Origin of the sequence: Enterobacter sp. 241F3 (genome assembly GCF_034106785.1) — a bacterium.
Classification (GTDB): Bacteria; Pseudomonadota; Gammaproteobacteria; order Enterobacterales; family Enterobacteriaceae; genus Enterobacter; species Enterobacter vonholyi.
Genome location: NZ_JAWNDD010000001.1, coordinates 1 through 15,886, shown reverse-complemented (window position 1 = coordinate 15,886; position 15,886 = coordinate 1). Strand labels below are relative to the sequence as shown.

The window sequence follows — 15,886 nt, the reverse complement described above, 5'->3', positions numbered from 1 at the left end:
ATTTATGCGCTCCGGAAACAATTTTTCGCAATTTTTTCGCCAAAAGTTTGATCTACTCATTGATGGCGAGAATACCAAGGACACAAAAGCGAAAATCGTAAAATCACCCGTTTGCTAGAATACACAGATAATATTCAGGGTTTGTTGCCGTAATACAGACCCCTATTTTTTGCGCAATGTAAGGGTGTTGTCCTATGCAAACTATTGACGGTAATGGTGCAGTTGCCTCAGTCGCGTTTCGCACCAGTGAAGTTATCGCCATCTACCCGATTACGCCAAGTTCTACCATGGCCGAGCAGGCGGATGCCTGGGCTGGTAACGGGTTAAAAAACGTCTGGGGCGATGTCCCGAGAGTGGTAGAAATGCAGTCTGAAGCCGGTGCGATTGCCACGGTGCACGGCGCGCTGCAAACCGGCGCGCTTTCCACGTCGTTTACCTCATCTCAGGGATTGCTGTTAATGATCCCTACTCTGTACAAACTCGCCGGTCAACTGACCCCCTTCGTTCTGCACGTTGCGGCGCGTACCGTTGCCACTCACGCGCTCTCTATCTTTGGCGATCACTCTGACGTGATGGCGGTACGCCAGACCGGCTGCGCGATGCTGTGCGCAAGCAGCGTTCAGGAAGCCCAGGACTTTGCCTTAATTTCACATATCGCCACGCTTAAAAGCCGCGTGCCGTTTATTCACTTCTTTGATGGTTTCCGAACCTCTCACGAAATTAACAAAATCGTCCCGCTGGCTGACGAGACAATCCTGAATCTGCTCCCGCAGGCGGACATTGACGCGCACCGTGCCCGGGCCCTCAATCCGGAACACCCGGTTATTCGCGGGACATCGGCAAACCCGGATACCTATTTCCAGTCCCGCGAGGCCACGAACCCGTGGTACAACGCGGTTTACGACCATGTTGAACAGGCGATGAATGACTTTGCCGCCGCGACCGGTCGGGAATATAAACCCTTTGAGTACTACGGCCATCCGCAGGCGGAACGGGTCATTGTGCTGATGGGGTCGGCCATTGGCACCTGCGAGGAAGTTGTTGATGAACTGCTGACGCGCGGCGAAAAAGTTGGCGTGCTTAAGGTGCGGCTCTATCGCCCGTTCTCGGCCAAACATCTGCTTTCGGCTCTGCCTGAAAGCGCGCGCGCTGTGGCGGTGCTCGATCGCACTAAAGAGCCGGGCGCGCAGGCGGAACCGCTGTATCTGGATGTGATGACGGCCCTGGCAGAAGCCTTTAATCAGGGCGAACGTGAAACGCTGCCGCGCGTGATCGGAGGTCGCTATGGGTTATCGTCCAAGGAATTTGGGCCGGACTGCGTGCTGGCGGTATTCAACGAACTTAGCGAAGCGAAGCCCAAGCCGCGCTTTACCGTCGGCATTTATGATGATGTGACGAATCTGTCCCTGTCGTTGCCGGAAAACACCCTGCCCTCGACCGCCAAACTTGAGGCGCTGTTCTATGGTCTGGGCAGCGACGGCAGCGTCTCCGCTACCAAAAACAACATCAAAATCATCGGTAACTCTACGCCGTGGTATGCCCAGGGGTACTTCGTTTACGACTCCAAAAAGGCAGGCGGCTTGACCGTTTCCCACCTGCGGGTGAGCGAACAGCCCATCCGCTCTGCGTATCTTATTTCTCAGGCTGATTTTGTTGGCTGTCACCAGCTGCAGTTTATCGATAAATACCAGATGGCCGAGCGCCTGAAGCCTGGCGGTATTTTCCTCCTGAATACGCCATACAGCGTGGATGAAGTCTGGTCGCGCCTGCCGCAGGAAGTGCAGGCGGTGCTGAACCAGAAAAAAGTCCGTTTCTTTGTGGTGAACGCGGCGAAAATTGCCCGCGAATGTGGCCTGGCCGCGCGCATCAATACCGTTATGCAGATGGCCTTCTTCCATCTGACGAACATCCTGCCGGGCGACAGCGCGCTGGCGGAACTGCAGGGCGCGATTGCCAAAAGCTACAGCAGCAAAGGACAGGAATTAGTCGAGCGTAACTGGCAGGCGCTGGCGCTGGCGCGCGAGTCGCTGTATGAGGTACCGCTGCAGCCGGTCAATGCCGCAAGCCCGAACCGCCCTCCGGTGGTGTCCGATGCGGCGCCTGATTTCGTTAAGACCGTGACGGCGGCGATGCTGGCCGGTCTGGGTGATGCCCTGCCCGTCTCTGCGCTGCCGCCGGATGGAACCTGGCCGATGGGTACCACGCGCTGGGAAAAACGTAACATCGCCGAAGCGATCCCTATATGGAAAGAAGAGCTGTGTACCCAGTGCAACCACTGCGTAGCGGCCTGCCCGCACTCAGCCATTCGTGCCAAAGTGGTTTCACCGGAAGAGATGGAATCCGCGCCTGCGAGCCTGCATTCACTGGATGTGAAATCCCGCGATATGCGCGGGCAGAAATACGTTCTGCAGGTCGCGCCGGAAGATTGCACCGGCTGTAACCTGTGCGTCGAGGTCTGTCCGGCGAAAGACAGGCAGAATCCGGAGATCAAAGCCATCAATATGATGTCGCGTCTGGAGCATGTTGAAGAGGAGAAGGTCAATTATGACTTCTTCCTGAACCTGCCGGAAATCGACCGCAGCAAACTGGAACGCATTGATATTCGCACTTCGCAGCTGATCACGCCGCTGTTTGAATACTCCGGCGCCTGCTCGGGCTGCGGTGAAACACCCTATATCAAGCTGCTTACCCAGCTTTACGGTGACCGGATGTTGATTGCCAACGCAACCGGCTGTTCTTCTATTTATGGCGGTAACCTGCCCTCCACGCCGTACACCACCGATGCCAACGGTCGCGGTCCGGCATGGGCAAACTCGCTATTCGAAGACAACGCCGAATTTGGTCTGGGCTTCCGCCTGACCGTTGACCAGCACCGTGCACGCGTGATGCGCCTGCTGGAGCAGTTTGCCGGGCAGCTCCCTGCCGGGCTCAATGACGCGCTTCATGCGGATGCAACGCCAGAAGAACGTCGTGAGCAGGTTGCCGAGCTGCGTCAGGCGCTTCAGGGCGTGGCGGGAGCTGAGCAGCTGCTGATCGACGCGGACGCGCTGGTCGAAAAATCGATCTGGCTGATTGGCGGTGACGGCTGGGCTTACGACATCGGCTTTGGCGGGCTGGATCACGTGCTGAGCCTGACCGAAAACGTCAATATCCTGGTTCTGGATACGCAGTGTTATTCCAACACCGGCGGTCAGGCGTCGAAAGCGACGCCGCTTGGCGCAGTGACGAAATTCGGCGAACACGGTAAACGCAAGGCGCGCAAAGATCTCGGTGTAAGCATGATGATGTACGGTCACGTTTACGTCGCGCAAATTTCGCTGGGTGCCCAGCTTAACCAGACGGTGAAAGCAATTCAGGAGGCGGAAGCGTATCCTGGCCCATCGCTGATCGTTGCATACAGCCCTTGCGAAGAGCATGGCTACGATCTGGCGCTCAGCCACGACCAGATGCGCCAGCTGACCGCGACGGGCTTCTGGCCGCTGTACCGGTTCGACCCGCGTCGTGCTGATGAGGGTAAATTACCGCTGGCGCTGGACTCTCGTCCACCGTCAGATGCCCTGGCCGAGACGTTAATGCAGGAACAGCGCTTCCGCCGCCTTAACGCGCAGCAGCCGGAAGTGGCGGAACAGCTCTGGAAAGACGCCGCGGCCGATCTGCAAAAACGTTATGACTTCCTGGCGCAAATGGCGGGTAAAGCCGAAAAACCGACCAGCGACTAGTACCTCTGCCCGGCTTGTCCGGGCATTTTTTTGCTATAAAAAAAGCCCGGCGTATTCACACCGGGCGAATCCAGATAATCATTGAATATCTATTTTGTTTCCTTAATAGTATTCATGTTAATTATGGATGAATGATCTTAAAGGCATATAACGCATCAAGGTTACCTTAATTAACGCCCGATTAATAATTTCAATTTAATATGCTTAACTTTAAATCATTCATCAAGTCAATGACCGTTTCAGTTGATTTATTCGGTTTAGATTTTACTTAGTTCGTAACAATTATATTTTATTACTCTCGCAGCGGAGTGATTTAGCATGAGACAACGTTCTCATTCTGAAAGTTCAACAGGTAATTAAATAAAAACAACCACCATGGAATATCAAAATGCAAAGAAAAGTACTGGCCCTGATGATTCCGGCTCTGTTAATGGCTGGCGCAACTCATGCAGCAGAGATTTATAATAAAGACGGCAACAAATTAGATCTGTACGGAAAAGTAGATGGTCTGCACTATTTCTCCGACGATAAAGGCGCTGACGGGGATCAAACCTACATGCGTCTGGGCTTCAAAGGCGAAACCCAGATCAACGACATGATGACCGGCTACGCGCAGTGGGAATACAACATTCAGGCGAATAACACCGAAGGGTCTGATAATCAGTCCTGGACTCGTCTGGCCTTCGCGGGCGTCAAAGTGGGTGACTACGGCTCCTTCGATTACGGTCGTAACTACGGCGTGCTGTACGATGTGGAAGGCTGGACCGATATGCTGCCTGAGTTCGGCGGCGACTCCTACTCTAAAGCCGACAACTTTATGACCAGCCGCGCCAACGGTGTGGCAACCTACCGTAACACCGACTTCTATGGTCTGGTGCAGGGCCTGAACTTTGCGCTGCAGTATCAGGGCAAGAATGAAGACGCCAGCAACAACCAGGAAGGCACCAACAACGGTCGCGACACGCGTCACGAGAACGGCGACGGCTTCGGTATCTCTACCACCTATGACTTCGGCATGGGCATTACTGCAGGTGCGGCGTACACCTCTTCAGACCGCACCAACGAACAGGTCATGAATACCACAGCGGGCGGTGACAAAGCGGATGCGTGGACTGCGGGTCTGAAATATGACGCCAATAACATCTATCTGGCGGCAATGTACTCTGAAACCCGCAATATGACCCCGTATGGTGATAAAACCGATTCCGTTGCGAATAAAACCCAGAACTTTGAAGTGACCGCCCAGTACCAGTTCGACTTTGGCCTGCGTCCGTCCCTTTCCTACCTGCAGTCGAAAGGTAAGGACCTGGGCAACGGTCAGGGCGATCGGGATCTGGTTAAATACGCTGACGTAGGCGCGACCTATTACTTCAATAAAAACATGTCAACCTACGTTGATTACAAAATTAACCTGTTGGATGAAGATGACAGCTTCTACAAAAACAACGGCATCGGCACGGATGACGTCGTAGCGTTAGGTCTGGTTTACCAGTTCTGATTGTCAGAGCCCGCACCATGGTGCGGGCTCGCTTGTATTTGAAGTTCGTCACAAAAGATAGTTTCAGAAAGGGATTGGTTGAGGGAAAGTTGAAAGAAAGCTGGTTAGACTACGGAGATAGCCCTTTTGTCATTAAGGATAACAGCGTTGTTCGGTCGTGTATCTCTTGCCGTTCTTACCCTTTTAGCATTGGTGTGGATGGCGTTAATTTTTGATTTTGGTGATATTGTCGGGCATCTCGGCGCGCTGTTAAACCATCTGGATGGCAGTTGACCGTTTCCCTGGAAACAAAAAGCCACCAGCAGTGCCGGTGGCGGATATACGCATAGGTCGCGTTATTTTTTCACAGGTTGAGGCTTTTTATCGCCTGATTCAGGGGCCTCACGCGGATCGTCTTTTTCAACACAAAGCATAGTTTCTCCTGTATCAGATAACCATTCTCCACTATAGCCAGGCTGATTAAAGAGTGGCCAGGCGGCAATCATGCCTGCTGTTCACCTTTCTCGCGAAAAGTGAGATAGCCAAATACGCCACTTTCTCCATCCATGGGATGGTTAACCCCGTCCATCACCTTCACCTCTGGAAAATCAAATGGTGAAACGTCTTCAAAACAGGCGACATTCACACCATATTCGTTTGGGTTAGAACGCCGCTGATGGAACGTGTAAATCCCGCACACCGAGCAGAAGAAATGCCGTGCCGTTCCCGTGTTAAAGCGGTACTCGGTGAGCTTATCCTCACCTTTGGTCACCGTAATCCCAGACAGCGGCGCAGAAACGACGACAGCGCCTCGCATTCGACAAAAGGAACAGCTGCAGCGCCGCGCGGTGTTGAGGCCATCAGTAAGTTCAACGGTGAATGCCACCGCGCCGCAGTGGCACTTCGCATTTCGTCTTTCAGCCATGGGCTATACCCCTTTTCTCACGAGCTCGGCCGCTTTAACGAAAACCTCGTCTTCTACACCATCGCCTTTTTGCCTGCCGAGTCTGACCAGTTCATCCACTATACTGTTGCGATGGATCGGTTTTTGCGCTGAAACCAGCCCAATAACGGCGGCCCCAATCGCCAGCCCCACTAATCCGGTTTGTTCATCTTTGTTTTTCATATTCATGCTCCTGGTACAACAAACAAGGGTAGCAGGAATATGGTAAAACGGAATGCCAGACACATGATCTGTGAATAATATTTAAACAGTTCAAACAGGTACGACTTCTAAAATCGACAGATACGAACGGGTGTCTATTATTTTGTTTAGCTTCAGACGAGTCTTTTCAAACAAGGTCTGATACTCGGACTCTGTTCTTGCCCGTCCTCCATCAAAGCTTGTTAACAAAAGAAGATCAATTTCAAATCGTCCCTGTTCATTATTTTCTTTTTTAATAAGTGGCTCAAAAATTAATAGCCTGGAGTTTTCTTTCATAGCATTTCTGCAGCATTGAAGTATCTGAATGGCCTTTTCATCAGGCCAGTCCATTAAAATGTATTTAAGTAGATAAATGTCTGCTACAGGACAGGCTTCAAAAAAACTGCCCTCTACGGTCTCCCATCGGCGATGATCATTCAACAGATACAGTCGATTCCGCTCAAGCACGTCTGTTTGATCAAAAAGGATCCCCGTCAGGGTCGGGTTTCGCCGTAAAACGGCCAGCAATAAATTACCCAGCCCACCGGCGATATCGGCAACGACAGCGTTTTGAGGGAACGAATAGCTGTCTGCGATGACTTCATTCTCTACGGATGACATAGAGGCCATACCGGCATGAAAAATGTTGCTGTCAGCCCCACTATCGTCATGCTGCCAGTACTCGTAAAAAGGCTTGCCAAACAATTCATTAAAGACAGGTTTGCCTTGCAATATCTCATCCATTTTTGCCGCTGGCTGCCAGAATGTCTGGTCTGTAAGCATGAGCACTGCTGCACGCAAGGAAAATTCATGCTCAGAACAGAGGAATTGTGCTGATTGGCTAAGGCTGTATTCGGCGTCAGATAATTCGTTGAAAACCCCACGAGAGGACAATAAGCGCATGATTCGATGAAGATAGTCAACGTCGACATTCAACTCCTTCGCCAGTTGATTCACGGATTTTTTTCCATCAACCAGACGATCTGCGACCCCTAATACCGCGACAGCCCGAAGTGCTGCCTGCCAGACAAAACCCATGCTTTGCTCTAACAAACACATTCCTTCTTTACGGCTTAGTAAATCCAGACTATTACGTTGTGACATTTTCTGCTCCTTACCAATAAAGATGTGTTGAACAACTAAAAAGTTGCTAACAAGCGTAAGTCTGGCAGTGAGCTTTATCCATAATTTCAGCAAGGTTTACTTATGCTGCTTCGTATTGGTTTGCATACAGTACATTTAAACACGTAAAAAAACAGGGCCACTTACTCTTCATTTTGATTAGTAATGCGCAGAAACTATTACTTTATAAATGATTGTCTTACATCCAAAAAATCCTGTGACAACGCAGCCATTCTCTATTTAGAATCTCGGCGTCAGCCCATACTTTGGCGTTTTGATATTTGCAGCCCAAACCTTGATATTGTTTTGCAACAGAATAGTGAAATCTGATTTTAAATGCGTCACCATTCCATTGACGCTGTCCGCATCAACCACAGAAAAATGTTCAATTCTATTTTGCCCTACCTCAACACAATAATATTTTGCGGGCAGCTCCTTACCATTAACATTTAGCGACTGGTTGTTTTCACTACAACGGCCTTCAGTAATAAATGACACCAGCAAGTTAGCGGATTTCCTCCCTGGCTGAGAAACACTCACCATGACCGGGAAACCTTCCGAGGTCTGAGTCATATCATAAAGGACGGCATTTTTCATATACCAGGTATTATATTCCCGCTCCTGAAAAGCAGACCAGGAAGGCGCAGAAAAGACCACCAGCACTGCCAGTATAAGAGATTCTATTTTCATGGGATGTTGTCGTCCGTGTTGTTGCACGTATTATTCAGATTGTGCAAAAAACAGCAACCCCTTAAGAAAAGCCCTACTACTATTGGCAGTAACAGAGGGATTAATACAAAGAAGAATAAGAAGATAAATGGTAAACCACCGCCATCATGGCGATGCTGACCACGACGCTGATGAAAAAGTACGTTTTGAAAGGCTGCTTTTGGGTTTTATGGTGAAAGAGCTGTTGCCCCACAATGGCGCCAGGCCAGCCACCTGTTACGCCAAATACCAGCAAAGTAGCTTCCGGCACCCTGCGCATCCCCTTCCGCGCCGCCATTTTATCGGCGCCATACATGACTATTGTCAGCAGATTGATCAGCAGAAACCAGATTACCAACGGATTCGGAGTCAACAGGCTAGCAATAGCAGCGAAAATCAGTAGTACATAGCAAAAGCGATTGAGAGTCATTGTTCTGGTCACAGGCTGTTAAACGGTTTTCGACGGCATATGATACCCAAAACAGGTAAAGTTTACTTCTTTAAAACAGGGTGAATGCCTGGCGCTTTACTGATTAACATTTAAACGGCATTAATCAGTCAAGCATCCTTTCATTATAATCGTGCAGTTTACATATTTTTCTTAAAAAAATATTCTGAAACGGCTCACTGCAAAAACACATTGTGCGTGCATCCCTTTAACAAAATAAAAACGAATGCAGTGGCTGTGTAAACAGACGGGTAAGAAATATTGATGGAGATCAATTTATAAAACAAGCAGATAATTTTTAGCCGCGTCGTGTCATGCCCAGCGTTTAGCATTACAGTTGAACACAATTAATTTGACCAGATGGTCAATGAATAACAAAATATCACCGTAGTTAAAAAATAATATCTGCATTCCTTTAGGGGGGGTGATGTCCCCCCATTTTTCCGATGTGATAAACCTCATTCCACCATTATCTTCACTTTTGGTTTCGACAGAAGGACTTTTACCAGTTCCTTAAACGGCGTGGGTTTGTAGAAGAAGAAACCTTGTAAGAACTTGATGTGGTTATGGGTGAGATAATCAAGTTGCTCTTGTGTTTCAACACCTTCCGCCACAATACTGATTGATAATTTTTTTGCCAGTTCCAGTACCGAATCCAGTATAACGGTTGAGTCCTCACTGGCATTAACCCTGGCAACAAAGCTTTGGTCGATTTTAATGTAATCGATATGCAGATCCTGCAGGTAGGACAGACCAGAATACCCCGTACCAAAATCATCAAGAGCAATGGCAAATCCAATCTCATGTAGCGCATTGAGGGTCTTAACGAGATGGTCATCGATATCGAGAGGTTCACGCTCGGTCACCTCAATGACCAGGTTAAGATCCTGTCGAGTAAAGCTTTGCTTGTAATGGAGACACTCTTCAACGAAGGTGAACGCAACGATATGGGACGCGCTGAAGTTAATACCGACGTGGAACCCTTCTGGCAGCAACGTAGAGATCGAATTCATATGCGATGCAACCTGACGCATTAAGCTCTGAGTTAAGGGAATGATTAAGCCTGATTTCTCCGCGAGAGGAATAAATGAAGCCGGAGAAATAAACCCTGACTGTGGATGCTTCCATCTGGCCAGCACTTCCACACCTCGTAGCGCCCCCTCTTTGCCGCTGACAACGGGCTGGTAATACGGAATAATTTCATTTCTGTATATGGCGGTACGCAGTGACTCTTCCGGTGAAACATCCTTAGAAAGATATCGCTGAAGAATATAAGCAGAAAGAGACGATATTATCAGCAGGAATAACACTACGCCTCCGGCTCGATTGAGTAATCTCTTAAGACTAAAAAGAGGTGGAGAATTAAATTGTACCGAGAAAGGAAAAGCTGAGGCCTTGACCGTTAATACCTCTTTCTTCGTATGGTCTACCGTAGTCACATCGCCTGTCAGGCCTAAAAGGGTATTGCCTACTCTTAGAGAATATTCAACGCCGTTTAATGGCATATCCAGCGCATCCCGGATATGGCTATCACTGATACTAACGATGATTCGGCTTCCGGCGTGGGTTGTCTGGTATAAGAGAACCGGAAGACCGTTGACGGTACTCCCCGAAGGAACCAGGAGCAATGATGACTCAGGCAGCACTGAGCTATTGACCAACAATACGCGGTTTCCCGGTAATGAGGAGCACCAGACCGCGTTATTTTTCAGAATAATGATCGTTCTCAGGTGAGGCTGTAATGCTGCCTCGGTACCCAGCCGATATTGCCCTTCTGCATCACACTCATTCTCGGCAAGTTGCATTGCCATCTGAGTCGCATGACGGGCTTCTTTAAGAATAACGTTCATGTTCCGTACGACGTAGCGCGCCTCTGCCAGGCTGTCAGCACGTGCAGAATACCAAACCTGTAAATTGATGATAAAAACGCCGAGCAAAAACATTGTCGTGGCTGCAGCTAAGGGAATAGATGCATGGCGCATTTAGGGTTCTCGATTTGAGTAAAGTTGCCGCTTCAGCGATCCTGAAGTGATTGAATTATCTTCGTCTTAAGCATGGTTGATAAAGAAATAAATACCATATCAGGCGTCAGAAATTTTCTCGCAAGCCAGATGGAGTGGGAACAAAGGGCCACCGAACGGCAGCCCTGATGGATAAGTGTTTATTAGTACCGCTTTATTGTATTGATAGGGGTTCTTTCTGACCAGTCAGGTCGCTCGCCAGCCATGATGGCACGCTGTTGCGTTGGCGTCACAGACTGCGTAATTTCTGGCATTGACTTGTATTCGGGTTGTGTAGGTGGATTGAGAACAAGATCGGAACTACAGCCTGATAACAGCAAAACCGCCAGTAGTAATGAATTAAATTTGAACACGTGCCCCCTTCCAATGGGATAAAGTTATAAGAAAAGCATGGTGCTGATTGCATCCTGGTGACACGTTAATGATATACAAAGCCACGCGCCTGGCTGAAGACAGCAGATTCACCACACAGATAACCCCATAAGGTTATATTTACTCGGGCAATACGCGCAACGCTTTGTTTTCGTACCCACCAGAGCAAAAAGGTGGAAGGAAAGCCGACTACGCTTCTAATATCGAGGGGGTTTATGCTAAAAACGCTACTTCGTTTCTTTTGGTCAAGTGTTTAGAAGGAATTTGAATGGTTAAGGTTGAGGTATTAAAAACGAAGTACCCAGGCGCAGCGGCCTGGCAAATGGGTGACAGCCCGGAACTGGCGAGCAAGCTTGCGGACCTGATTAAAAAAGGAATCAAAACGGCCACCTGCGGATCTTTTGCCTCGTACTCGCAGGATGTGTCTGCACCGCGGGTGGGTAGCTACAACATAATCCTTGATGGACAAAACGTCCCGGTCTGTGTGATCAGGCTGGTTTCACAGCGGCTGGTGCGTTTTTGCGATGTTACTGAAGAATTCGCTCGCAAAGAGGGTGAAGGTGATTTAAGCCTTGAATACTGGCAGAAAGAGCATCAGCGATTTTTCGTCTGCGAAGGTCATTTTTCTAAAGATATGGAACTGATCGCAGAAGAATTTGAATTGGTTGATGTGCTGTAAGCGGAGATTAAGTGGCCAGGATGGTACCTTCGCTGAATTCGTTCCGGTAAAAGACAACGTAAGTTCTCCTCGCGCTGGTCCTCATGGGAGCATCAAAACCTGCGATTTGTTTTTATGCCCAGGATGCACAGGGGCACACAGAAAGTCTGCTACGCTTTTCGCGTATCGGCTCCGGATTTAATGAGCTGTAAAACGTGCTGGTATTCGTCGCCGGAATCCGTACCATACGCGGCATACAATGTTTGCCCCTGCTGGCTCCGAAGGTAGTACTCAATGCAAGAAAATCAAGAGATTAACAAAAAAGAGCAATACAACCTCAATAAGCTACGCTGATTTTTCCAACTCATTGATATCATTTGTTTTTTATTTTAAATCAATTAGTTATAGTATTATAGTTTCTCCCTAAAGCTACCCAGAACTACAACTTTAGTGCCCTTTTTTGCCCCTATTTCGCATTTTTGCCCCTAAATTTGCCCCTAACTTTAGCCAGTGCGCCACCCTTATTCTCCCTGCCCTATACTTTAAGTCTGACATCTGGTTCGAGGTTTCTATGTGTGGACGCTTTGCACAAGCTCAAACACGTGAAGAATATCTGGCTTACCTGGCCGATGAAGCCGATCGCGACATCGCATACGACCCTGAGCCTATTGGACGTTACAACGTGGCGCCAGGTACCAAAGTTCTGTTGCTGAGCGAACGTGACGAGCAGCTGCATCTCGATCCGGTCCTGTGGTCTTACGCGCCCGGATGGTGGGATAAAACACCATTGATAAACGCGCGTGTCGAGACAGCGGCCACCAGCAGGATGTTCAAACCTCTCTGGCAGCATGGCCGGGCAATCTGCTTTGCTGATGGATGGTTCGAGTGGAAGAAGGAAGGCGACAAAAAGCAGCCATATTTTATTCACCGGGCAGACGGTCAGCCGATATTTATGGCCGCGATCGGCAGTACGCCATTCGAACGCGGCGATGAAGCAGAAGGTTTCCTGATAGTGACGTCTGCAGCTGACAAAGGACTGGTCGACATTCATGACCGTAGGCCACTGGTTCTATCGCCTGAAGCTGCTAGAGCGTGGATGCGCCAGGATATAGCCGGGAAAGAAGCTGAGGAGATAGCCGCAGACGGTGCTGTGCCAGCTGACAAATTTATCTGGCACGCCGTGACGCGCGCCGTGGGTAATGTGAAGAACCAGGGGCCGGAGCTAATCGAGGCGGTACAATGAACAGTAAAAGAGACCAGACGCGTCTGAAATGAGCGAAAAGCGGAAGTTCACCTCAACACGCCTTATGATGACGAGAGGTAGTTGCAAGCGGAAATATTTTGGTGGTTTACTAGTGCTTTCAGTTAGAGGATCTGTTTTATGCATAGCGCGTTATCCGTCACTGGAAATTGGTGCTATGATCGTCATCGCCCAGTCTGGTTGATGAATTGTAATATTTGCCGATGGAGCAGATCATACTACCCGGGCTGAGTTACCTTCAAATGATCTACTATTTTGCGTACCTATGTAGGATAAAACCCTAATTTTAAATTATTGATATAACAGAGCGAAAAATGATATTTGACAGAAAAAAAGATATAGAAGAAACATATGATGGTTCTAAGCTTTTATGTAATGGGTACAACTATACGCCGATTTTATACGCACTAAACATTGCTGAATCGCTACACAAAAACCCTCCAAATGGTCGCTATACTTCTAGACGCGAACGTTTTATATTGAGTTTGGATTTGAAGCAATATAGCCAAAGCTCTTCTTTGCCTGATGCTGTAAATGATTACATAATTCTTGCCGCTAAATTCTTGAGTGAAGAACAAATAAGTATAAAAAATAAATCCAGGAATTATTTTGTCAAATTATATGATCAAAACTATTTGGTTGAGTGTTACCATGATAGCCTAGTAAATAACACCCCCCTACCAAATTTATTCACCAGATTTGCATGCGGGTGGTTTGTGGATTTTCCCGGCTACGCCTTATGCTTTCTTGACAGTACGCTGAAAAATAAATATGAAGAACTTTCCGATCTTTTCAAGAAAAATTTAGTTCTGTGCATTTTAAGTGAAGATTTTTCTGATGAGGAAATTCTGAAGCTTTACACTTTAGGACCTATTTCAAAAGTTATTTGGATGAGTGGTAGCGGGCATGTATCTCATTACAGTTGCACCGCTCTGTTTGACCTTTTTTGCAGAAACATGTACAGGCTTGAGTCGAGCGTAAAAAATAATAATAATGCGAGCTTTATTATAGAAGATGAATTAAGAAGCAAAGTGGTATCCAGAGTTAAACTCCTAATCAAAAAGATTGAACTCAAAAAATATAACATTGGCATATACTTTGATTATGGGATTAAATCTGAGTATATAGATTATCATCTGAGCCATCTTCGCTCAATTTGCGAAAAACTTATGAATGATTTATTTTCAGATGCATTTCACGAACATAGTAGTGCTATTGAGACCATCCAGAGATTTGTTGATAACTGTAACTATAGGATTGATACCATAAATGGAATAAATTCATTAGTGAACGACCTTAACAAGTGTGTTTATGTCATTCCACAGAATAAATATCTTTATAAAATAGAACATTCAAACACGCTATTTCACGAGACGAACATCGCAGGGATATACAAGGAATTATTATCAATTAGTAACAAAAAACCTTACATTGATTTTACTCAAGAAGAGTTAAACGGCAATGGAAGGACAGATATACAAATAAAGCACAATAAGGAAACCATCGGCATTATAGAAGTCAAGCTTTTAAAGCAAGGAGATGAAAATAGAACCGAGGTTATTCGCAAGGGATTGGATCAGTTATATGAACGATATTCACAAAATCATTATAGGAGAATAGAAAATAACATAATCCTCCAATTGGTTCTTTTTTGTTATGACCCAAACATGACAAATTTAATTAATACTGTGACTAATGCTATCGAAGAGCATGAGAGAAGAGTTAAAGTTAAGTTTTCTGCTTATGATACAAGCAGGAGAAATGTAATCAGGATTAAATTAGAAGAAAGTTATTATTTATTGAAAACAAGGGTTGAGTATATTGACATAATTATTGTGAAGCTAGAGAATAAATATAACAACGATAGATTGGCTAAAAAGAACTATAAAATATCTTAATGTGTACCCATAATTCAGTGTTGCTGCAATCGTATCATAAGTGATCGCTCAGGCGATCACCTAACTCGATCCTAAAACGACTCATCGCCAGTTTAGGATTGTGATCTGCTCCCCGTTGCTCCACATAGACTATTGTTAGCTACTTCCGCTCCTGGAACAAAGCGGACCGCCTGGAGTGCCACAAGGTCTGCTGTGAGCGAAAGCTGACAGGAGGTAGTTTCTTGTTTAAAGAATCAGTTAAGGCATTAAAAATAGATGTAACCAGAGCCAAGGTATAATATCTTGGCTCTATTTAGACTTGCCTACATTATTCTTGCTTTTTGGGAGGTTTTGGGTGTTTCTCAGGTAATTTTTCTGCAATCTTAAATACACCCTCATCTTTTAGTATTGTTCGCATTACAAAATTTTCTATAATTACCAAAAGTGATTTAAATTCAGCTTCGTTCGGTGACCACGCCCTGTGTGCTGCTGAGTTGCCAGCTTCGGTTACAATTTTAAGTTGGCTCCTTTCTGTTTCCCCAATAAAACCTTCCTCTTTAAGAATGTCAACCTTCTGGCCTAATGTATGTCCCGGGTGAATGTTTAAAACTTCGACTGTTCTATCAAAAATAGTTCTGAGCCCAATTGCCGCTAAAATGAGTGATTTATTTTGAAATGCAATATACATTTCGTTCATTATCACATAAAGCTGATAATCTTTGCTTAATATCTCGCCAAACCAAGTGGGTCTAATCTCTTCTTGCTCTTGCGTAGGATATGTTGATATATGATAGTTATATACTATACAATCATAGCCTGACTCATCTCTTTCATAGTCGTAATCTTCACTATGACGGGATTTAATATATGTAAATATTCCGTCGCATCCCATGCACTCTAATAATTTGTATTCACTTTCAGCCCAAAAATAGTTGTCCCCATCACCCTCACTCCATTCTCTTTTTTTATAGCCTATTGTGTGACAATTTTTTTCACCTTTACAGTATGGACAAGGAGCTTTGATTTTTTCCATTATAATTATTCTGCCAATTAAATTAATATTGATATGACATATATAC

13 protein-coding genes and 1 pseudogene are annotated in these 15,886 nt (G+C 46.7%); 6 read left to right on the top strand and 8 right to left on the bottom strand.

Annotation, left to right across the window (positions count from 1 at the left end; all coding sequences use genetic code 11):
• The first annotated feature begins 194 nt into the window (after positions 1 to 194).
• Positions 195 to 3,719, top strand: coding sequence for a pyruvate:ferredoxin (flavodoxin) oxidoreductase (gene nifJ, locus UR504_RS00065; RefSeq protein WP_302235429.1), 3,525 nt, complete (start codon positions 195 to 197; stop codon positions 3,717 to 3,719).
• Positions 3,720 to 4,107: 388 nt separating this feature from the next.
• Positions 4,108 to 5,217: a porin OmpC gene (ompC, locus tag UR504_RS00060; protein WP_274239517.1), complete on the top strand. Its 1,110-nt coding sequence runs from the start codon at positions 4,108 to 4,110 to the stop codon at positions 5,215 to 5,217.
• A 335-nt stretch (positions 5,218 to 5,552) separates the two neighbouring features.
• Here the strand turns inward: ompC and UR504_RS00055 are convergent, their stop codons facing one another.
• From UR504_RS00055 to UR504_RS00025, 7 genes are all read right to left on the bottom strand, one after another.
• On the bottom strand, positions 5,553 to 5,630 hold the full coding sequence (locus UR504_RS00055) for a hypothetical protein (protein ID WP_223239581.1): 78 nt from the start codon (positions 5,628 to 5,630) through the stop codon (positions 5,553 to 5,555).
• A 68-nt stretch (positions 5,631 to 5,698) separates the two neighbouring features.
• The gene (locus UR504_RS00050) at positions 5,699 to 6,121 is read right to left on the bottom strand and encodes a GFA family protein (RefSeq protein WP_133294537.1); all 423 of its coding nucleotides are present in this window, start codon (positions 6,119 to 6,121) and stop codon (positions 5,699 to 5,701) included.
• Positions 6,122 to 6,124: 3 nt separating this feature from the next.
• Positions 6,125 to 6,322 (bottom strand): hypothetical protein, encoded by a 198-nt coding sequence (locus UR504_RS00045; protein ID WP_023312007.1) that lies wholly within the window; start codon positions 6,320 to 6,322, stop codon positions 6,125 to 6,127.
• Positions 6,323 to 6,412: 90 nt separating this feature from the next.
• On the bottom strand, positions 6,413 to 7,444 hold the full coding sequence (locus UR504_RS00040; RefSeq protein WP_302235428.1) for a methyltransferase: 1,032 nt from the start codon (positions 7,442 to 7,444) through the stop codon (positions 6,413 to 6,415).
• Between the two features lie 258 nt (positions 7,445 to 7,702).
• On the bottom strand, positions 7,703 to 8,152 hold the full coding sequence (locus UR504_RS00035) for a hypothetical protein (protein ID WP_271368020.1): 450 nt from the start codon (positions 8,150 to 8,152) through the stop codon (positions 7,703 to 7,705).
• A 100-nt stretch (positions 8,153 to 8,252) separates the two neighbouring features.
• Complete coding sequence (locus tag UR504_RS00030; protein WP_302235427.1) at positions 8,253 to 8,600, bottom strand: DUF1294 domain-containing protein; 348 nt, start codon at positions 8,598 to 8,600, stop codon at positions 8,253 to 8,255.
• Between the two features lie 476 nt (positions 8,601 to 9,076).
• Complete coding sequence (locus UR504_RS00025; RefSeq protein WP_302235426.1) at positions 9,077 to 10,600, bottom strand: cyclic diguanylate phosphodiesterase; 1,524 nt, start codon at positions 10,598 to 10,600, stop codon at positions 9,077 to 9,079.
• A 679-nt stretch (positions 10,601 to 11,279) separates the two neighbouring features.
• Between UR504_RS00025 and UR504_RS00020 the strand changes: the two genes are divergently transcribed.
• The 4 genes and pseudogenes from UR504_RS00020 to UR504_RS00010 all read left to right on the top strand — a co-directional run bounded on the left by UR504_RS00020 (position 11,280) and on the right by UR504_RS00010 (position 14,828).
• A complete protein-coding gene (locus tag UR504_RS00020) occupies positions 11,280 to 11,690 on the top strand; it encodes an ASCH domain-containing protein (RefSeq protein ID WP_302235425.1) in 411 nt (136 codons plus the stop codon).
• A gap of 87 nt (positions 11,691 to 11,777) precedes the next feature.
• Positions 11,778 to 11,928: pseudogene (locus UR504_RS21540) on the top strand (site-specific integrase); the annotation flags it as partial.
• Between the two features lie 312 nt (positions 11,929 to 12,240).
• Positions 12,241 to 12,912 carry an SOS response-associated peptidase gene (locus UR504_RS00015; RefSeq protein ID WP_320739128.1) on the top strand — a complete coding sequence of 224 codons (672 nt, stop codon included), beginning with the start codon at positions 12,241 to 12,243 and terminating at the stop codon, positions 12,910 to 12,912.
• A 332-nt stretch (positions 12,913 to 13,244) separates the two neighbouring features.
• Complete coding sequence (locus UR504_RS00010; RefSeq protein WP_320739127.1) at positions 13,245 to 14,828, top strand: hypothetical protein; 1,584 nt, start codon at positions 13,245 to 13,247, stop codon at positions 14,826 to 14,828.
• 307 nt (positions 14,829 to 15,135) lie between these two features.
• On the opposite strand, the gene UR504_RS00005 is transcribed toward UR504_RS00010, so the two are convergent.
• On the bottom strand, positions 15,136 to 15,886 hold a 751-nt coding region (locus tag UR504_RS00005), incomplete at its 5' end, for a DUF4145 domain-containing protein (protein WP_320739126.1).

Excerpts from the sequence above, each read along its gene's own strand:
- nifJ (WP_302235429.1), top strand. The coding sequence starts at position 195 with ATGCAAACTATTGACGGTAATGGTGCAGTTGCCTCAGTCGCGTTTCGC.
- ompC (WP_274239517.1), top strand. The coding sequence starts at position 4,108 with ATGCAAAGAAAAGTACTGGCCCTGATGATTCCGGCTCTGTTAATGGCT.
- UR504_RS00055 (WP_223239581.1), bottom strand. The coding sequence starts at position 5,630 with ATGCTTTGTGTTGAAAAAGACGATCCGCGTGAGGCCCCTGAATCAGGC.
- UR504_RS00050 (WP_133294537.1), bottom strand. The coding sequence starts at position 6,121 with ATGGCTGAAAGACGAAATGCGAAGTGCCACTGCGGCGCGGTGGCATTC.
- UR504_RS00045 (WP_023312007.1), bottom strand. The coding sequence starts at position 6,322 with ATGAAAAACAAAGATGAACAAACCGGATTAGTGGGGCTGGCGATTGGG.
- UR504_RS00040 (WP_302235428.1), bottom strand. The coding sequence starts at position 7,444 with ATGTCACAACGTAATAGTCTGGATTTACTAAGCCGTAAAGAAGGAATG.
- UR504_RS00035 (WP_271368020.1), bottom strand. The coding sequence starts at position 8,152 with ATGAAAATAGAATCTCTTATACTGGCAGTGCTGGTGGTCTTTTCTGCG.
- UR504_RS00030 (WP_302235427.1), bottom strand. The coding sequence starts at position 8,600 with ATGACTCTCAATCGCTTTTGCTATGTACTACTGATTTTCGCTGCTATT.
- UR504_RS00025 (WP_302235426.1), bottom strand. The coding sequence starts at position 10,600 with ATGCGCCATGCATCTATTCCCTTAGCTGCAGCCACGACAATGTTTTTG.
- UR504_RS00020 (WP_302235425.1), top strand. The coding sequence starts at position 11,280 with ATGGTTAAGGTTGAGGTATTAAAAACGAAGTACCCAGGCGCAGCGGCC.
- UR504_RS00015 (WP_320739128.1), top strand. The coding sequence starts at position 12,241 with ATGTGTGGACGCTTTGCACAAGCTCAAACACGTGAAGAATATCTGGCT.
- UR504_RS00010 (WP_320739127.1), top strand. The coding sequence starts at position 13,245 with ATGATATTTGACAGAAAAAAAGATATAGAAGAAACATATGATGGTTCT.